18 protein-coding genes are annotated in these 16,933 nt (G+C 34.2%); 15 read left to right on the top strand and 3 right to left on the bottom strand.

The window, feature by feature from the left end; all coding sequences use genetic code 11:
• Positions 1–91: 91 nt before the first annotated feature.
• The 4 genes from pstC to phoU all read left to right on the top strand — a co-directional run bounded on the left by pstC (position 92) and on the right by phoU (position 3,513).
• Positions 92–997, top strand: coding sequence for a phosphate ABC transporter permease subunit PstC (gene pstC / locus HWV59_RS19145; protein WP_102229567.1), 906 nt, complete (start codon positions 92–94; stop codon positions 995–997).
• A 2-nt stretch (positions 998–999) separates the two neighbouring features.
• A complete protein-coding gene (pstA, locus tag HWV59_RS19140) occupies positions 1,000–1,884 on the top strand; it encodes a phosphate ABC transporter permease PstA (protein ID WP_102229414.1) in 885 nt (294 codons plus the stop codon).
• A gap of 20 nt (positions 1,885–1,904) precedes the next feature.
• Positions 1,905–2,732, top strand: a complete 828-nt coding sequence (gene pstB, locus HWV59_RS19135) for a phosphate ABC transporter ATP-binding protein PstB (protein WP_102229413.1) — start codon at positions 1,905–1,907, stop codon at positions 2,730–2,732.
• A gap of 121 nt (positions 2,733–2,853) precedes the next feature.
• Complete coding sequence (gene phoU / locus HWV59_RS19130; RefSeq protein ID WP_102229412.1) at positions 2,854–3,513, top strand: phosphate signaling complex protein PhoU; 660 nt, start codon at positions 2,854–2,856, stop codon at positions 3,511–3,513.
• 43 nt (positions 3,514–3,556) lie between these two features.
• Here phoU and HWV59_RS19125 read toward each other — a convergent pair whose 3' ends face one another.
• Together HWV59_RS19125 and HWV59_RS19120 are read right to left on the bottom strand one after the other, a co-directional pair.
• A complete protein-coding gene (locus HWV59_RS19125) occupies positions 3,557–4,060 on the bottom strand; it encodes an endolytic transglycosylase MltG (protein ID WP_175639776.1) in 504 nt (167 codons plus the stop codon).
• Entirely contained in the window at positions 4,057–4,416 is a 360-nt protein-coding gene (locus HWV59_RS19120) for a hypothetical protein (protein ID WP_102229410.1), read from the bottom strand. Before HWV59_RS19120 ends, HWV59_RS19125 begins: the two co-directional genes overlap by 4 nt.
• A 179-nt stretch (positions 4,417–4,595) precedes the next feature.
• On the opposite strand from HWV59_RS19120, the gene HWV59_RS19115 reads away from it, so the two are divergent.
• From HWV59_RS19115 to HWV59_RS19080, 8 genes are all read left to right on the top strand, one after another.
• Positions 4,596–5,054, top strand: a complete 459-nt coding sequence (locus tag HWV59_RS19115) for a hypothetical protein (protein ID WP_102229409.1) — start codon at positions 4,596–4,598, stop codon at positions 5,052–5,054.
• Positions 5,047–6,234, top strand: coding sequence for a glycosyltransferase family 4 protein (locus HWV59_RS19110; RefSeq protein ID WP_175639775.1), 1,188 nt, complete (start codon positions 5,047–5,049; stop codon positions 6,232–6,234). Before HWV59_RS19115 ends, HWV59_RS19110 begins: the two co-directional genes overlap by 8 nt.
• Before the next feature lie 113 nt (positions 6,235–6,347).
• Positions 6,348–6,497: a 50S ribosomal protein L33 gene (gene rpmG / locus HWV59_RS19105; RefSeq protein ID WP_026558749.1), complete on the top strand. Its 150-nt coding sequence runs from the start codon at positions 6,348–6,350 to the stop codon at positions 6,495–6,497.
• Positions 6,498–6,558: 61 nt separating this feature from the next.
• Complete coding sequence (locus tag HWV59_RS19100) at positions 6,559–7,116, top strand: 5-formyltetrahydrofolate cyclo-ligase (RefSeq protein WP_175639774.1); 558 nt, start codon at positions 6,559–6,561, stop codon at positions 7,114–7,116.
• Entirely contained in the window at positions 7,117–7,893 is a 777-nt protein-coding gene (locus HWV59_RS19095; protein ID WP_175639773.1) for a DUF92 domain-containing protein, read from the top strand.
• 55 nt (positions 7,894–7,948) lie between these two features.
• Positions 7,949–8,116, top strand: a complete 168-nt coding sequence (locus tag HWV59_RS19090; protein ID WP_175637773.1) for a hypothetical protein — start codon at positions 7,949–7,951, stop codon at positions 8,114–8,116.
• 128 nt (positions 8,117–8,244) lie between these two features.
• On the top strand, positions 8,245–9,786 hold the full coding sequence (locus HWV59_RS19085; RefSeq protein ID WP_175639772.1) for a rhomboid family intramembrane serine protease: 1,542 nt from the start codon (positions 8,245–8,247) through the stop codon (positions 9,784–9,786).
• Positions 9,787–10,066: 280 nt separating this feature from the next.
• Positions 10,067–11,530: a spore germination protein gene (locus tag HWV59_RS19080; RefSeq protein WP_102229405.1), complete on the top strand. Its 1,464-nt coding sequence runs from the start codon at positions 10,067–10,069 to the stop codon at positions 11,528–11,530.
• 48 nt (positions 11,531–11,578) lie between these two features.
• On the opposite strand, the gene HWV59_RS19075 is transcribed toward HWV59_RS19080, so the two are convergent.
• On the bottom strand, positions 11,579–13,009 hold the full coding sequence (locus tag HWV59_RS19075) for a carbon starvation CstA family protein (RefSeq protein ID WP_102229404.1): 1,431 nt from the start codon (positions 13,007–13,009) through the stop codon (positions 11,579–11,581).
• Between the two features lie 318 nt (positions 13,010–13,327).
• Between HWV59_RS19075 and HWV59_RS19070 the strand changes: the two genes are divergently transcribed.
• The 3 genes from HWV59_RS19070 (at position 13,328) to HWV59_RS19060 (ending at position 16,813) form a co-directional block, all read left to right on the top strand.
• Positions 13,328–13,522, top strand: a complete 195-nt coding sequence (locus HWV59_RS19070; protein WP_102229403.1) for a YqgQ family protein — start codon at positions 13,328–13,330, stop codon at positions 13,520–13,522.
• Between the two features lie 95 nt (positions 13,523–13,617).
• Complete coding sequence (locus HWV59_RS19065; protein ID WP_102229402.1) at positions 13,618–14,574, top strand: ROK family glucokinase; 957 nt, start codon at positions 13,618–13,620, stop codon at positions 14,572–14,574.
• A 337-nt stretch (positions 14,575–14,911) separates the two neighbouring features.
• Positions 14,912–16,813, top strand: a complete 1,902-nt coding sequence (locus HWV59_RS19060; protein ID WP_102229401.1) for an LTA synthase family protein — start codon at positions 14,912–14,914, stop codon at positions 16,811–16,813.
• The last annotated feature ends 120 nt before the right edge of the window (positions 16,814–16,933 follow it).

The following is a 16,933-nucleotide window of genomic DNA, read 5'->3' as shown; positions in this document are numbered from 1 at the left end:
ACAACTATCTACTAAATTTTTCACCTCTAATAACATACATGGAGGATGAAAGGGGTTTTCGATCTTGGATAATAAAGTAAGCATCCGTGACATGATTGAAAAAAAGAGAAGCTCTACAAATTTAACATCTGTCACAGAAAAGGTTATACCTAAAATCCTATTAGCAATTGCTGCTATATCAATACTTACAACTATTGGCATAGTCGTTACTCTTTTAACTGAAACAGTTAACTTTTTCAGAGATGTTCCATTTTTAGATTTTTATACTGGAACAATTTTAAATCCACTGGGTGATGATGCAGAATTTGGAGTACTGCCATTACTAACAGGAACAATTTATTCTACTGTTATAGCAATGATAGTGGCCATTCCAATTGGACTAATGGCAGCAATTTTCTTAAGTGAATATGCTTCAGATAAAGTACGAAGAATATTGAAGCCAATTCTTGAAATTCTTGCAGGTATTCCCACAATCGTATATGGTTTCTTTGCATATACTTTTGTAACACCGTTATTAAGATCCTTTATCCCAGCATTAGATCCAACAAACATTCTAAGTCCTGGAATTGTTATGGGTATCATGATTATTCCAATGGTGGCTTCACTTTCTGAAGATGCAATGAGTTCTGTCCCCAGATCAATGCGTGAAGGTGCTCTTGCTCTTGGTTCAACTAAACTTGAGGTAACTTGGAAAGTTGTTATCCCAGCCGCTATATCTGGAATTATTGCTTCATTCGTACTTGGGATTTCCCGTGCTATTGGAGAAACGATGATTGTCGCAATCGCAAGTGGAAGTAATAAGGACTTTACTTTTGATATTACACAATCAATGCAGACAATGACTGCTTACATCGTTGAAGTAACAGGAGGAGAAGCTCCTGCTGGTTCAACCATTTACTACTCATTGTACGCTGTTGCAATGACATTATTTGTATTTACACTCATAATGAACCTCGTTGCCCAGTATATTTCTCGTAAATATAGGGAGGAGTATTAATTATGAAATATGTAGATCAAGCACAAGTGCAAAAGAAAATGGGATCACGTTTATTTACAAATAATCTTGCAAAAGGCCTTTTCCTATTAGCAACACTGTTCGGATTAGTTGTATTATTAACGTTAATCTACAGAGTGTACTCAGATAGTATAGGGTGGATTGATTTTCAATTTATTACAAGTAAACTGTCAACCACTGCAGAACGAGCAGGAATTATGGGTGCAATTGCAGGTACTTTATGGTTAATGGTTGTTGTTGCTCCTGTTACAATGTTTTTAGGAGTCGGTACAGCCATTTATTTAGAAGAATATGCAAAGAATGGAAAATTAAAATCTATTATTCAAACGAATATTTCTAACTTAGCTGGTGTTCCATCCGTTGTATTTGGTATCTTAGGATTAACTGTATTTGTACGTAGTTTTGAATTAGGGAACATTGTTTTAGCCGGTGGTCTAACAATGTCTTTATTGGTACTTCCGATTGTTGTAGTTGCAAGTCAGGAAGCAATTCGTGCTGTTCCTCAATATTTAAGAGAAGCATCATATGGCATGGGAGCTACTAAGTGGCAAACAATTAAGAATATTGTCTTACCTGCTGCAATTCCGGGAATTTTAACTGGTCTAATACTTTCTCTTTCAAGAGCTATAGGTGAAACAGCTCCCCTAGTTGTTATTGGTATACCAGCTTTGTTAATTCCACTTCCAGATGGAATTTTTGATAAATTTACTGTATTACCAATGCAAATTTATTATTGGACTGTTGACTCAGCACTTGTAGATGAGTATGCAAATCTTGCTGCTGCGACAATTGTTGTTCTTTTAGTCGTACTATTCTTAATGAATTCAATAGCAATCATTATTAGAAATAAGTTTCAGAATAGATTTTAATTTTTGGGGGTTTTCAAACTATGGCAGTTTTATCCGATAGCAAAAAGAATAATGTAACCACTTTTGACAGAGACGAGAAGCCAGTGGATAAAAAGAGTATTGTTTATGATACGAAAGATTTAAACTTATGGTATGGTGAAGACCAAGCTTTAAAAAATATTAATTTGTCTATTCATGAAAATGAAGTAACAGCAATCATAGGACCTTCAGGTTGTGGTAAATCCACATTTATTAAAACTTTAAACAGAATGGTTGAATTAATACCTGTTGTCCGTATTTCAGGTGATATCCGTTACAGAGAGAAGAGTATTTTAGAAAAAAGTTATAAGGTTGAAGATTTAAGAACTAGAGTAGGTATGGTTTTCCAAAAGCCAAATCCATTTCCTAAATCAATATATGATAATATTGCATATGGACCTAAAATACACGGCATAAAAGATAAAAAAATTCTAGATGAAATTGTTGAGAGAAGTTTACGTGGAGCAGCAATCTGGGATGAAGTTAAGGATCGATTAAAAGAAAATGCATATGGCCTTTCTGGGGGTCAGCAACAGCGTTTATGTATTGCTCGATGCCTAGCAATAGAGCCAGATGTTATATTAATGGACGAACCGACATCAGCACTTGACCCTATTTCAACTCTTAAAGTAGAGGAATTAATTCAAGATTTGAAAAAAGACTATAGTATTATAATTGTTACACATAATATGCAACAAGCTGCTCGTATATCAGATAAAACTGCATTCTTCTTGAATGGGGAAGTGGTTGAATTTGATGTTACTGATAAAATCTTTTCAAATCCTAGTGATAAAAGAACAGAGGATTATATAACAGGTCGATTTGGTTAATTTATAAAGAAAAAATCGTGCATGACCAGGATGCACGATTTTTTTCTTTATATGTATTTGTTTGTTTTGAAAGCGTTGTAATGGGGAATATATAATTGTATGTACATAGGAGGGAATCAATATGAGTATTAGAGAGCGGTTTGAAATTGACCAAAAAAGATTAAGAGATAAATTAATTGAAATTGGAAGTCTTACTGAAGTGGCACTTAGTAAGTCAATTGATGCATTGGAAAATCAAAATATAGAAGAAGCCCTTCAAATTATTGAAGATGATTATAGAGTGGATGACCTAGATGAAGAAATTAATGATTTAGCCATTTTATTAATCGCAAAACAGCAACCAGTTGCGACAGATTTAAGAAGAATAATTGTAGCAATAAAGATAGCTAGCGATATCGAAAGAATGGCTGATTTTGCAGTAAATATTGCTAAGTCGACTATTCGAATAGGTGACGAACCTCTTGTTAAACCAATCGAAAGCATTAGGAAGATGCACAAGATTGCGTCAAAAATGCTATCGCTTTCTGTTAAAGCATTTAATGAAGAGGACCTTGTATTAGCAAAGGAAGTAGCTGATATGGATGATGAGGTTGATGAATTATATGGGGAAACGATTAGAGAGATTTTAGACCTTATGTCTACTAAAAAAGATAGTTTTCAACAGCTCATTCAACTAGCGTTTATTTGCCGCTACATTGAAAGGACAGCAGATCATGCAACAAATATATCTGAAAGTACTTTGTATTTAATTAAAGGACAGAGATATGATTTGAATTCATAAGTTAAAAATAAAAACAGCTAAGATGTGTCTTAGCTGTTTTTGTCTATCTTGTGATAGCTTCTGCAAGTTGGTTATGCGACATGCCTTTTTGTACCTCAAATGTGCCTAACTGCACTTTCGTATGATAGTTATTTTTAATTAAGTACTGATCAAATTCAAAGGAGTCAGAAATAATTCCATTTTGTTCTAATAAATCCGAAACTTCGCTTGTAGTCATTCCAGCTTTTATTGTCACATTATATTTTATGACTTCCTCTTTTTTTTCTTCAGTCTTTTCTGTTGCTTGTGTAGTATCAGTAGTTTTTTCTTTTGGAGCTTCTTCAGTTACCTCTGCATTCTTTGTTGCAAGTAATTCTTCATATTCATCAATTGAAATGGCTGTTTGCTGTTTGCTTGTTAAGAACTTTTCTACTTCATTCTCAGAGAGTTCTTGTTCAGTGCCAGCCTCTGCTGCTTGTTGATTACCTGAAAGAAGGTAGGTTCCACCAAGTACAGAGGTTGCTACGATCATACCTGCTGCAAATGCCTGAAAGCCTTTCTTACTCATGTTAATACCCTCTCATTCTGATTAACGATTAATTTCACTTCTTCTACAGAAGTTGCCTCCGATAATGCAATAGCTTCAATAGACATTCCTTGGCGATACTTAGCAAGTATACGTGAAGGGTTTCCTTTTTCCTCATCTTGAATTGAGCTATTCTGTTCTTTTAATGGAGCGTCATTTTGTAGTAACTCTTCTTCCACAACTCGCATTTTCTTTTTTAGCTTGTAGATCTCTTGCATCGCAGACAATTGAAGATGGTCTAATTCCTGTTGAAGTTCTTTTACATTGTCGCGTTGGAAGAAAGATATACCGATAAGCGCAATGCTTATAATAAACAAAATGATAATCATTATAGTCATATTTTTCACCTTCTTAGATTATTTCCCTCTACCTTTATATCATAAATTCTCATCTGAAAGAAGTGATATTTTGTAGAAATTGTAGTTTTTTGACGATATTTCTTTTTTGTGAAATTCCACTGATACAATTTAATCATGTTAAGATAAAGAAAACATGATAACGAAAGAAGAGGTAACATATGAGCTCTGGTTTTTATGATAATGTCGAACAATATATAGTACGTAAACAGCCCTCTATTTCTGTCGATTATCTTGAAATTGTTCCATATCCAAAACATATTATCATTACTTGGAATGTAATCTCTTCTACACAAAACATTATTACAGAGATTCTGTGTGAAGATTTCTGTGATTTAATTATTACAGTTAATTTGTATAGAGGTAAAGAAAATAAAGAGATGGTAACGCTATATGTAACAGAAAGTAGCGGATTAATAGATCTACCTTCGCCAATAAAAGGCAACTATTATTGTGAACTAGTGGTACATAATTCTCAAAACGAAACGATTACAATTAGAAAATCCAACTCGATCATAATTTCTGACAATACTATAAAATCAAGCAATGATAATTGGAAGGAAGTATTAACTAATAGTAATTGGTTATCTTCTTTCTCCGGGTACACAGTATATGAATAAATTATTTATGCCTAATGTTAAGACTGTACTGCTTCTTACAACTGAATATGGTGATCAGTTGATTGGAGGGCTTGGCAGACATGTAAATGACCTTGTTCGAACAGGCTCAGAGTATAATGTGACATTTATAGTCATGACACTCTCACACACAGGAAAAGAATCGTATATAAGTGAAGATGGAATCCACATTTTTCGTTTGCTACCTTGGCAAGAGCAATCAAAAGGCTTACCAGATTATTTTATGAATTTAAATTTCCGATTTACTCAATTTATTCTTCAAGATCTACATTTGAATTTTGATCTTATTCATGTTCATGATTGGTTCTTTTCAATAACAGCATATCAAATAAAGAAGGTGCTAAGAAAACCTTTTATTACTACTTTTCATTCAACTGAAAAAGAACGGAAGCAATTTAATAACGGAAAAGTCATAGATAAAATTGTAAAACATGAAGATCAACTGCTGCTGCACTCTGATCATATCATTGTATGTAGTCATTATATGGAAAACATATTGGTAAAACGTATGGTAGATCAATATGCTTCCATATCGGTTATACCAAACGGCATTGTTTTGGAAAATATGAAAAGGCTCTTGAGTAAAGATGAAGCTTTAAAAAGATTTCCATTTATAACAAAGCCATTTTTATTAGGGGTAGGTAGAATGGTGAAAGAAAAGGGGTTTCAGGTTTTCGTTGATGCCTTTTCAATGATCCAGCACAAATTTCCAGCCTTAAAACTTGTGTTAGCTGGCAGTGGTCCATATGAAAGAGAACTAAAAAAGATTGTAGAAATACACGGATTAGAGTCAAAAGTTATTTTTGTTGGCTTTCTTAATGAGAAAGAACGAAATACTTTACTATCTAAATGTGAGATGTTAGTGATCCCAAGCTTGTATGAACCTTTTGGTATTGTTGCTTTAGAGGGAATGGCCTTAGCAAAACCAGTTATAGCTTTTAATACTGGCGGGTTAAAAGAAATATTAAGAGATCAGCGAGGGATAATCGTTGATCAAGTTTCAAGCGTGTATTTAGCAGAAAGGTTACATTTTTACCTGGAGAATGCAAGGGAAATGGAGAAAATTGCATGTTTCGGGAATCAGGCAATGAAGGAGGAATATCAATGGTTAACTATTATCGAAAAAACAATCTCACTATATAGCAGCGTGGTTGACCATTAATATTCTGTTAAAATTAAAAATAATAAAATACATGTGGAATTTGTTAATTAATAATGGTATTATATTAAAGTCTGATTTGTTTTATAGTTTTTTATGTTTGGAGGGAAAGAAACATGCGTGTAAATATTACTTTAGCTTGCACTGATTGTGGCGAACGTAACTATATTTCTAAAAAGAATAAACGTAATAATCCAGATCGTCTTGAGCTTAAAAAATACTGCTCAAGAGAGAAAAAAATGACAGTACACCGTGAAACAAAGTAAGCAGTAGGATATTTATTCCTACTGTTTTTTTGTTTTGTAGTCTAAAAAGGAGGCTTTTCAATTGGAAAAGAGCCATTTAAGGGAACTGGTAAAAAACAAATTAGAGGAATTAAATACAAATACTTTTACAAAAGGCTGCACGAAAATACATAAGCACTTATTTTCACTTCGTAATTGGACCAATGCTAAAACAATTGCTGTAACCGTATCTCGTGGAAGAGAAGTTGATACAACAAATATCATCGAAAAAGCTTGGCATGAAAAAAAACAGGTTGTAGTTCCTAAATGTGATCCAAAATCAAATACAATGATATTTCGGAAAATAGATTCCTTTCAGCAGCTTGAGACCGTATTTTTTGGCATAAAGGAGCCGATCGAAAGTGAAACAACACCCGTTTATTCTGAAGATATTGACCTTATGATCGTTCCAGGTATTTGCTTTGATCAGGAAGGGTATCGAATTGGGTATGGTGGCGGGTATTATGATCGTTACTTAAAGAGCTATCATGGTTATACCATTTCATTGGCATTTTCCTTTCAATTATTTAATCTTATTCCTAGAGAACCTCATGATATACCTGTCAAGGACCTAATTACTGAACTGGGAGAAGTAAAGTAAATGATGGTATTGGGCATCCTTTTTATCCTTTTCCTTTCTTTTGTGGCATGGAAATCAAAAACCTTAACTAAGAGCGGAATGATTGGGGCAATGTTTGTTGGCTCTGCAATTCATATTGGATTTTCCTGGGAAGGACTGCTTTTACTAGGCTGCTTTTTTGTCACATCAAATATGTGGGGAAAAATAAAATCTAAACGAAAAGACTCTTTACAGGATATGTTAAAAAAGCAAGATCAGCGAGATATTATTCAAGTTTTTGCCAATGGTGGAGTCCCCGCTTTTATAGCGGTTTTTTCATTGGTTGATACCAGTAACTCGATTATCTATACAGTGTTATTTAGCATTTCATTAGCTGCGGCAAATTCAGATACTTGGGCATCCGAAATAGGAACATTAAGTAAAGGTCAACCAAGGCTGCTATTGACATTAAAAAAGGTGGAACGAGGTACGTCAGGTGCTGTTTCTATTTTAGGTACATTTGCAGCAATAGCGGGAGCTTGTTTTATTGCAATAGTAGCAGTTTATATGTTTGATTTATCAATGAGGAATCTTTTTGTAATAGGTTTGTTTGGTTTCCTAGGAAATATTTTCGATACAATACTAGGTCAAACTGTCCAGGTTAAATATAAATGTAGTGCTTGTCATAAAGTGACTGAAAAAGATATACATTGCCAACAACATGGTTTAAAAACAAACTCATTTTCTTTTTTAGATAATGATGCCGTCAATATCTTATCCATTGTCTTAACAACATGTTTATCCTTACTTATTCTGTAGATTAAAAGGATAAAAATTGCTTCTCCTACTAAAGATATAAAGAGGAGGGATGATGATGAGACGATTAATTGTGCTATTGGCTGGTTCATTTGCATTATATCGTTATCGATATCGCATTGTGAATTTTGTGTTAGGTAATCCACAGTTGCGAAGCTATTTTATCAATTTATCGATGAGAATACCGTTCATTCGAGATCGTTTTGTAAATCGTGCATTCCATTGATATTTATCGTAAGCTGACGTTCACTGTGATGTCAGCTTTTTTACATATTAAGAGCAAAAAGGGCAGTTTTCTTTCTAAACATTTTGAGGAATTGATATAATAAAGAAAAAGATGACGGAGCGGATGATATGGCGTTTGAACAAGATTTTGTCTATTGGTCAATTATTGATCAATTAGTAGTGGAACAAAATTTTACAATAATAGCGGTTTCTCAAGATGGGAACGAAATAGTTCTTCAACCTCATCGAAAGAAACAATTTTCTCTTATTCGACTAAGAAGAGCGGATGTTGATTGGGGAAATACACTTGCAGTAGATATTGAACAATCTGGCAGGAGATTTGAACAACTTTTAAAAAGTGGTGTAAGAGGTCCACTTACGGTTTTAAATATTTATTTTTCACCTTTGGCACCAGTGGACGATTATCCGGATGTTTTTATTAAAGGATATAGTGAAGGGTATAAAGGGAAAATCGATATTACGTCAATGATGGTGAGAAATGATAATCTTGAAGAAAGTTTAGAAAAAATTCAACAAGCCATGACGATTCATTTAGATGTTCAAGAAATTCTTTCTAATAAAGAGATCAATGAGGAAGATATTCAGGTTATTCGAAAGAAGGTTAGTAGTTATCAGAAGGAATTGAGGGATGCTGAAAGAAAGTTATTCCAAAATGGGAAACCATTCTTTACAAATGTCTTTCTTGCTATACAAATTCTTATGTTTCTCGTATTAGAACTTAATGGTGGAAGTACCAATACCGAAACATTAATACAATTTGGAGCAAAGTTTAATCCTCTTATTTATGAAGGAGAATGGTGGCGTTTTGTTTCACCTATAATCTTACATATTGGTTTTTTACATTTACTTATGAATAGCTTTGCATTGTTTTACATAGGTCCAGCTGTTGAAAGAGCATATGGAAAATGGAAGTTTTTATTCATTTATATAGTTGCAGGTGTTTCAGGTTCACTAGTCAGCTTTGCTTTTAGTCCATTTGTATCGGCTGGGGCATCAGGCGCTATTTTTGGATGTTTTGGGGCATTATTATTTCTTGGTGTCTATAATCGAAAAGTTTTCTTTAGAACAATGGGTTCTAACTTACTTATTGTAGTAGGGATTAATATAGCTTTAGGATTTGTGATTCCAAATATAGATAACGCAGGACATATTGGTGGACTGATAGGTGGCTTTTTGGCAGCACTTATCGTTCAGCTTCCTCACCATAAAAAGGTCTTTTTAAGAATAATTGGGATCATTGGGTCGCTTGTGCTCTTATTAGGATTGTATCAATTTGGTATGAACCAAGCCGAGGAACAATACCCTGAATATGTTGCATTAAAAGGACAGGAGCTTATTCAAGATGAGAAGTTTGAAGATGCTTATAACTATTTACATGAATCTGTTTCTGCTGATTACAAAACTAATGATGTAATGTTTCTATTCTCGGTAGCTGCTATCCAATTGCAAAAATATGATGAAGCAATTGACTACCTACAGCAAATTATCTCAGATGATGACAGCTACCATCCGGCACATTATAATTTGGCCATTTTATATGCGAATCAACAAAATAATGATCAAGCATTAGAAGAGGTAAATCAAGCATTAAAATATGATCCCAATAACAAACAATACCAAGCATTAAAAGATGAATTAACCGCTAAGTGAATATGTTCAATCTTCAACTTAAATGATAACAACTGAATGAGAAGTATCTTTGCAGAAGAAGGAAAGTCATTGAATATCAATTAGTTCAATGAGCTATCCTTCTTTTACTTTTATGGCTAGAAAACATTATTCTACCTAACCTCTAGATGAAAAAGTGAAAGTTAATTAGTAGGTCACACAGAAATTATGTGTACAAGTAAGAAAGTAAATATACAGGTATGTTTTACCAAAATTTCGTCAAAGATGAGTAACAAATTGGGAAACGAAATGGAGTAAACATATGTCTAATGAAGTTGAAAAAAAATTAGCGACAAAAAGTTTACAAGACAATACGGCTTATTTAAGTGAGAGATTAGGAGTCAAAAAAAGTTTTGATGTAATCCAATTAGATGTTGAGTATGCCGGGCGTGGAATGGCTTTATTTATGGTTGACGGGTTTGTTAAGGATGACATCCTTCATTATTTAATGAAATATTTATCTGAACTAACACCAGAACAGATTGAAGAACATACATTGGAGAAATTGCTTAAAACGTATGTTCCTTATGTGGAAATAGATAAAACAAATGATTTAAATACTGTTGTGCATACAGTGTTAGCGGGGCCAACTGCACTTGTTGTTGATGGAATAGATCATATCATTTTAATTGATGCTCGTACATACCCTGTACGTGGTCCTCAAGAGCCTGATATGGAACGTGTTGTTCGTGGCTCAAGAGATGGTTACGTTGAAACCATTGTATTTAATACAGCTTTAACTAGACGTCGAGTGAGAGACAGATCGTTAAGAATGGAATATTTACAGGTGGGCAGACGTTCAAAAACAGATGTTGTTGTTTGTTATTTAGAAGACATCGCGGATTTATCACATGTAGAAGACTTAAAGAAGTCTTTGCAGGCAATTGATACAGATGGTCTTCCTATGGGTGAAAAAACGATTGAAGAATTTATTTCAGGAAGACATTTTAACCCTTATCCGATGGTAAGGTATACAGAAAGACCTGATACTGCCGCAGCTCATCTTTATGAAGGTCATGTCATTGTTTTTGTAGATGGTTCACCTAGTGCACTCATTACACCAACAACATTCTGGCACCATTTACAACATGTTGAGGAATATCGGAACAAACCAATCGTAGGTGCTTATTTACGTATCGTGCGATTTATAGCTGTCTGGGCATCAATTTTCCTTTTACCTCTTTGGTACTTGTTGGCGAAACATCAGGAACTACTACCTGATAATCTAAAGTATATCGGCATAGAAGATCCTGGACAGGTGCCTTTATTTGTGCAATTTTTGTTAATTGAGTTGGGAATCGACATCCTAAGGATGGCAGCTATTCATACACCATCTTCTTTAGCGACTGCTTTGGGGCTGGTTGCTGCCTTAATGGTTGGTCAAGTAGCGGTTGAGGTTGGTTTACTGACCAATGAAGTCATTTTGTATTTGGCAATTGCTGCAATCGGTACATTTGCAACGCCTAGTTATGAGTTAAGCTTGGCTAATAGAATTTATCGAATCGTTTTATTAATTTTTACAGCTTGGTTAGGTGTAATTGGTTTTGTCGTGGGAATCACAGGGTGGATTATCATGCTTGCACGTATGAAATCATTTAATGTTCCTTACCTGTATCCGTTTATTCCATTCAACTATCGAGGAATGCGGGATGTATTACTCCGCTCTCCAATGCCATTGAAAAACAGACGGCCGCCATTCTTACATCCGCAGGATCCTGATAGGTAATTAATAAACTAAAAGGCCGGCTCATTATTATTGAGCTGGCCTTTTAGTTTATGCTGCTTTTTCAATAGAAATAGGCTTTCCTTTATGCTTTTTCAGTTGAGTTAGGAACCAAATAAATACAGCTAAAAATATGATTAACCCACAAATCATTGATGTCTGATAAGAAAGTTGAAATCCTTCCGGGGCATAAAAGATATATGATCCTGTTACTGCAGTCATAAAGAACGCCGGAACAGTCGATATCCAGTGAAATTTTCCGTTTTTCAATAAATACATTGCAGCTGTCCATAACATAACAGTTGCAACAACTTGGTTTGTCCATCCAACATAACGCCATAGGAAGGTATAATCCATTTGTGTTAATAAATATGTTGGAACTACTACAGGAATCGTCATAAGTAATGTTTTTATTTTTGAATCGAAATTTCCAAACTTACTTAATAATTCGACAAGCATCATTCGAGACGAACGTAAAGCTGTATCTCCTGTTGTAATTGGTAGAATGATAACCCCCAGGATCGCTAATATTCCTCCAAATTGACCTAATGTTGTTTTGCTAATCTCATTAACAACACCGGCTGTTCCACCTTCTGCAAGTGCACCTTGAAGTCCGTCTGTTCCTCCAAAGAACGTCATTCCAGCTGCTGCCCATATTAGTGCGATAATTCCTTCGGCAACCATGGCACCGAAAAACACTTTTCTCCCATCACTTTCTCTCTTAAGTGTACGAGCCAATATCGGGCTTTGTGTACTATGAAAGCCAGAAATTGCACCACATGATATTGTCACCATTAATAATGGCCATACAGGGATTTCTCCTGGATGTAAATTTTCAAAAGTAAGATTTGGTATGGAATTGTCCATAAAAAATAATGCAATGCCGATAGATACAGCCATTATAATTAAAATGAAGCCAAAAATAGGATAAATCTTTCCGATTAGTTTGTTTATTGGTAGTACAGCTGCCAAGACAAAATAAACAAAGATAAGCAGTAATGATGACGAGTAACTTAAAGGAGTGAGCTGTTCAACCAACTGAGCAGGACCTGCTGTAAACGCAGCTGCAACTAAAATCATTAAGATGATTGAAATAATATTTATAATCGTTTTTACTGATTTGCCTAAATACCGACCAACTAATGTAGGATATTGCTCTCCTCCATGTTTGATTGAAAGCATTCCTGAGAAATAATCATGTACAGCTCCAGCAAATAAACAGCCAATAACAATCCAGATAAATGCAACAGGACCATATAAAGCTCCCATAATAGCTCCAAAGATAGGACCTAGTCCAGCAATATTTAGAAGTTGAATTAAGGATGCCTTCCACCAGCTCATTGGCATATAATCAAGGCCATCTGTTTTTGCATAGGCCGGAGTAATTCGTTTGTCATCTATTCCAAAAACTCTTTCAACCACCTTCGAGTATATGAAATATCCAACTATTAATAATAATACTGACAAAATAAACGTAACCATGCTATGGATCCCCTCTCGATATGTAATTCGATAAGTAACATTATTTTAAACTTGTATCATAGAAAACACAATATATTTTTTAGAAAAAATAAATTATTCAGAAAAATGCATCAATAATAGGGTTTGGTAAGAAATGGAGGAAGGTTTTGTTGCTAAGAGGTAATATTTTAATATATTGAAATATGTTTAAGGTGAATTTAGAAAAATATATTAATCTAATATCAGTTTTATTTTTTTCGTGTTCTTGACGCTTTGTTGTTTTCCTTTATACTTTATAGTAGTACTAAAGTGATTTATTAGAAGTAAGTAGGTGATCATGTGAATACAATTTATGATGTACAACAACTGTTAAAAAAGTTCGGCACGTTCATATACATAGGTGACCGTATAGCTGATTTGGAGCTTATGGAGGAAGAAATAAAACAATTGTATAAATCTAGTCTAATTGAACCAAAGGTATATCAAATGGCTATCCTTCTTTTAAGACAAGAAATTCAACGTTTAAAACGGTAGAAAAGAATGTAGATGATACCAGCAACGTACATTTAAGAAGAAATGTGTAAACGTTTGCTTTTGTATATATAATATAGTAGAAAAAGGTGAAATGAATGAATGAACAATGGTTAGTGGGCATTGATTTAGGTGGAACAACAATTAAAATGGCATTTATTAATTATTATGGTGAAATTGTTGAAAAATGGGAAATTCCAACTGACAAGACAGGTAAAACAATTACAACAGATATTGCAAAAGCAATTGATACAAAACTTGAACAATTAGGACTAACTAAGGCTAAGCTTGGCGGAATTGGGATGGGGGCCCCTGGGCCTGTTAACTTAGAAAAGGGTCTAATTTATGAAACACCAAACCTTGGATGGGAAAACTTCCCATTACGTGATCATATTGAACTGGAAACAGGATTACCTGCTGTTATTGACAATGATGCTAACATTGCTGCACTCGGCGAAATGTGGAAGGGAGCAGGAGATGGAGCTAAGGATCTAATTTGTGTGACACTTGGCACAGGTGTAGGTGGAGGGCTTATTTCAAATGGAGAAATCATTCACGGTGTAAATGGAGCAGGTGGAGAAATTGGACATATTACTGTAGTCCCTGAAGGTGGAGCTTTGTGTGGATGTGGAAAATCAGGCTGTATTGAAACGATCGCATCTGCAACTGGTATAGTGAGAATAGCGAACGAAACGTTGCAAAATTCTGATAAAGAGAGCATTCTCCGAACTAAATCGGATTTAAGCTCTAGAGATGTGTTTGAGGCAGTAGCTCAAGGAGATGTCCTTGCTGAAGAAGTAATTGATTACGTTACTTTCCAACTGGGACTTGTCTTAGCAAATATTGCAAATGGACTAAATCCGGAAAAGATTGTCATTGGTGGAGGTGTGTCTAAAGCAGGTGATCTTTTAATTTCAAAAGTGGACCATTACTTTAAACGTTTTGCTTTCCCTCGTGCGGCAAAAGCAGCTTCTATCTCAGTGGCAACACTTGGTAATGACGCAGGAGTCATCGGTGGGGCATGGCTGGTGAAAACAAAGCTCCTTAATAAATAATAGTACCCATAATAAATTCATAACAGGGAAACCTTAGAAAGGAGCTCAAAATGAGAGCTCCTTTTACTATTCTCTTTGGGTTAAATGAATTATTTTCTGAATTTTATAAATTTATTCTAAAACGAAACTTTTTAGGTTTTGAAACGTCTAATAGTAGGGTATAGAGAATAAGCTTAACATTATAATTCTATCAGGCTATTGTAATGACAGTATTAAAAATCATTGATTTTTTGTAAAGAAAGTATTAAGATATGTTTTAGTGTCAATATCTGCCTAATATTTGGAAAATATAATAGAGATAAGCGTGATTGTCCTGCGGGATGAGGAGGTAGTAGCAGTGCGCAAGAAATCTTTTTCGAAAATCTCATTTTTACTTTTAGCAACGTTATTTCTGTGGGTAAAAACGTATATTGTCTATAAAACTAGCTTTGATATTAAAATTGAAAATTTCGCACAAGAGTTTATCTTGTTCATTAATCCGTTAAGCTTTTTATTACTACTATTCGGTTTTGGTTTATTTTTGAAAGAAAAAAATAGAAACCGTTACATTTTTGGTGCAAGTATCTTTGTAACAGTGCTTTTACTTGCAAACATGGTGTTCTACAGATTTTTTAATGATTTCTTAACAATACCGGTATTATTTCAGACAAGCAACATGGGGGATTTAGGAAGCAGTATTACAAACCTATTTTTACCAACTGATTTATTAATGTTTGTTGATCTTGTCATTTTATACTGGTTATTAAGAAAACCTTCATTCAGAACTGCCTCTATTTTAACGAAAAAAGAAAAATCAGCCTATTTCCTTTTAGTTGCTTCCGTTTTCTTTTTTAACTTAGGATTAGCTGAAGCGGAACGTCCACAGCTTTTAACACGTTCATTTGACCGCGAAATGCTTGTGAAAAATATAAGTGTTTTTAACTTCCATATTTATGACGCGGTATTACAATCCAAAACATCTGCACAACGTGCTTTAGCAGATAGTAATAGTCTAACTGAGATTGAGAACTACGTGAATGCAAATCGTAAAGAACCTCAAGAGGATCTTTATGGAATCGCAAAGGATCGAAATGTTATTCTATTATCACTTGAATCCTTACAAAGCTTTGTTATTAATGAGAAATTAAATGGAGAAGAAATAACTCCGTTTCTTAATGAATTAATTAATGAAAGTTACTACTTCGAGAACTTTTACCACCAAACTGGTCAAGGTAAAACATCTGACTCAGAATTTTTAGTGGATAACTCGTTATACCCTTTAGGAAGAGGAGCTGTCTTCTTCACAAATAGTAATAACGAATACACGGCTACACCTGAAATTTTAAAAGAACATGGATACTACTCTTCGATTTTCCATGCGAACAATAAAAGTTTCTGGAATCGAGATCTAATGTACCAAGCCTTTGGTTATGACCGCTTTTTCGATGTGAATGATTATGAAGTAACGGAAGAAAATTCAATTGGTTGGGGTTTAAAGGATATTGATTTTATGGAACAAACTGTAAACCATATCAATGAATTACCACAACCGTTCTATTCAAGATTAATTACACTAACGAATCATTTTCCGTTTGAATTAGGGGAAGAAGATCGTTTAATTGATGAATTTGATTCTAATAGTAAAACATTAAATCAGTATATTCCAACTGTTCGATATATGGATGAAGCAATTAAACGTTTCTTTGAAGAATTAAAGAATACAGATGTATATGAAAATTCAATAATTATTTTGTATGGTGATCATTATGGAATCTCGGAAAATCATAATGTTGCGATGGAGAAGTTTTTAGGAAGAGAAATTACTCCTTTTGAGACAATTCAATTACAGCGTGTTCCATTTATTGTTCATATTCCAGGAGTAACTGATAAAAAGCCTCAAACATTTACGAAAGTAGCCGGACAAATTGATATTCGTCCAACGATAATGAGCTTACTTGGGGTTGACTCAAGTGATCAAATTCAATTTGGGACAGATGTTTTCTCTGATGATAAATTGTCCTTCACAGTGCTAAGAGATGGAAGCTTTATTACTGAGAATAATATTTACACTAAAGGCGTCTGTTATGATAAAGAAACAGGAGAGCCGACAGATCAATCTGTTTGTGAACCATATATGGAAAAAGCAAAGCAGGAATTGAATTATTCAGATGAAGTTATCTATGGAGATTTACTCCGTTTTTATGGAGATAACGCAAAAGAAACCGATGGAATAGAGACTATTGAATCTAATAAGGAATAATAGGAAGGACTGGCTAAATAAAAGCCAGTCCTTTTCCAATATATTTAATGAGAATAAACAACAAATGATCAAATCAATCATAGGCTATACTAAGTAAATAGGTTGATGGAGGTTTAAATA

The organism is Metabacillus schmidteae, from assembly GCF_903166545.1.
GTDB classification, from domain to species: Bacteria; Bacillota; Bacilli; order Bacillales; family Bacillaceae; genus Metabacillus; species Metabacillus schmidteae.
This window is presented reverse-complemented; position numbering and strand designations above follow the sequence as displayed.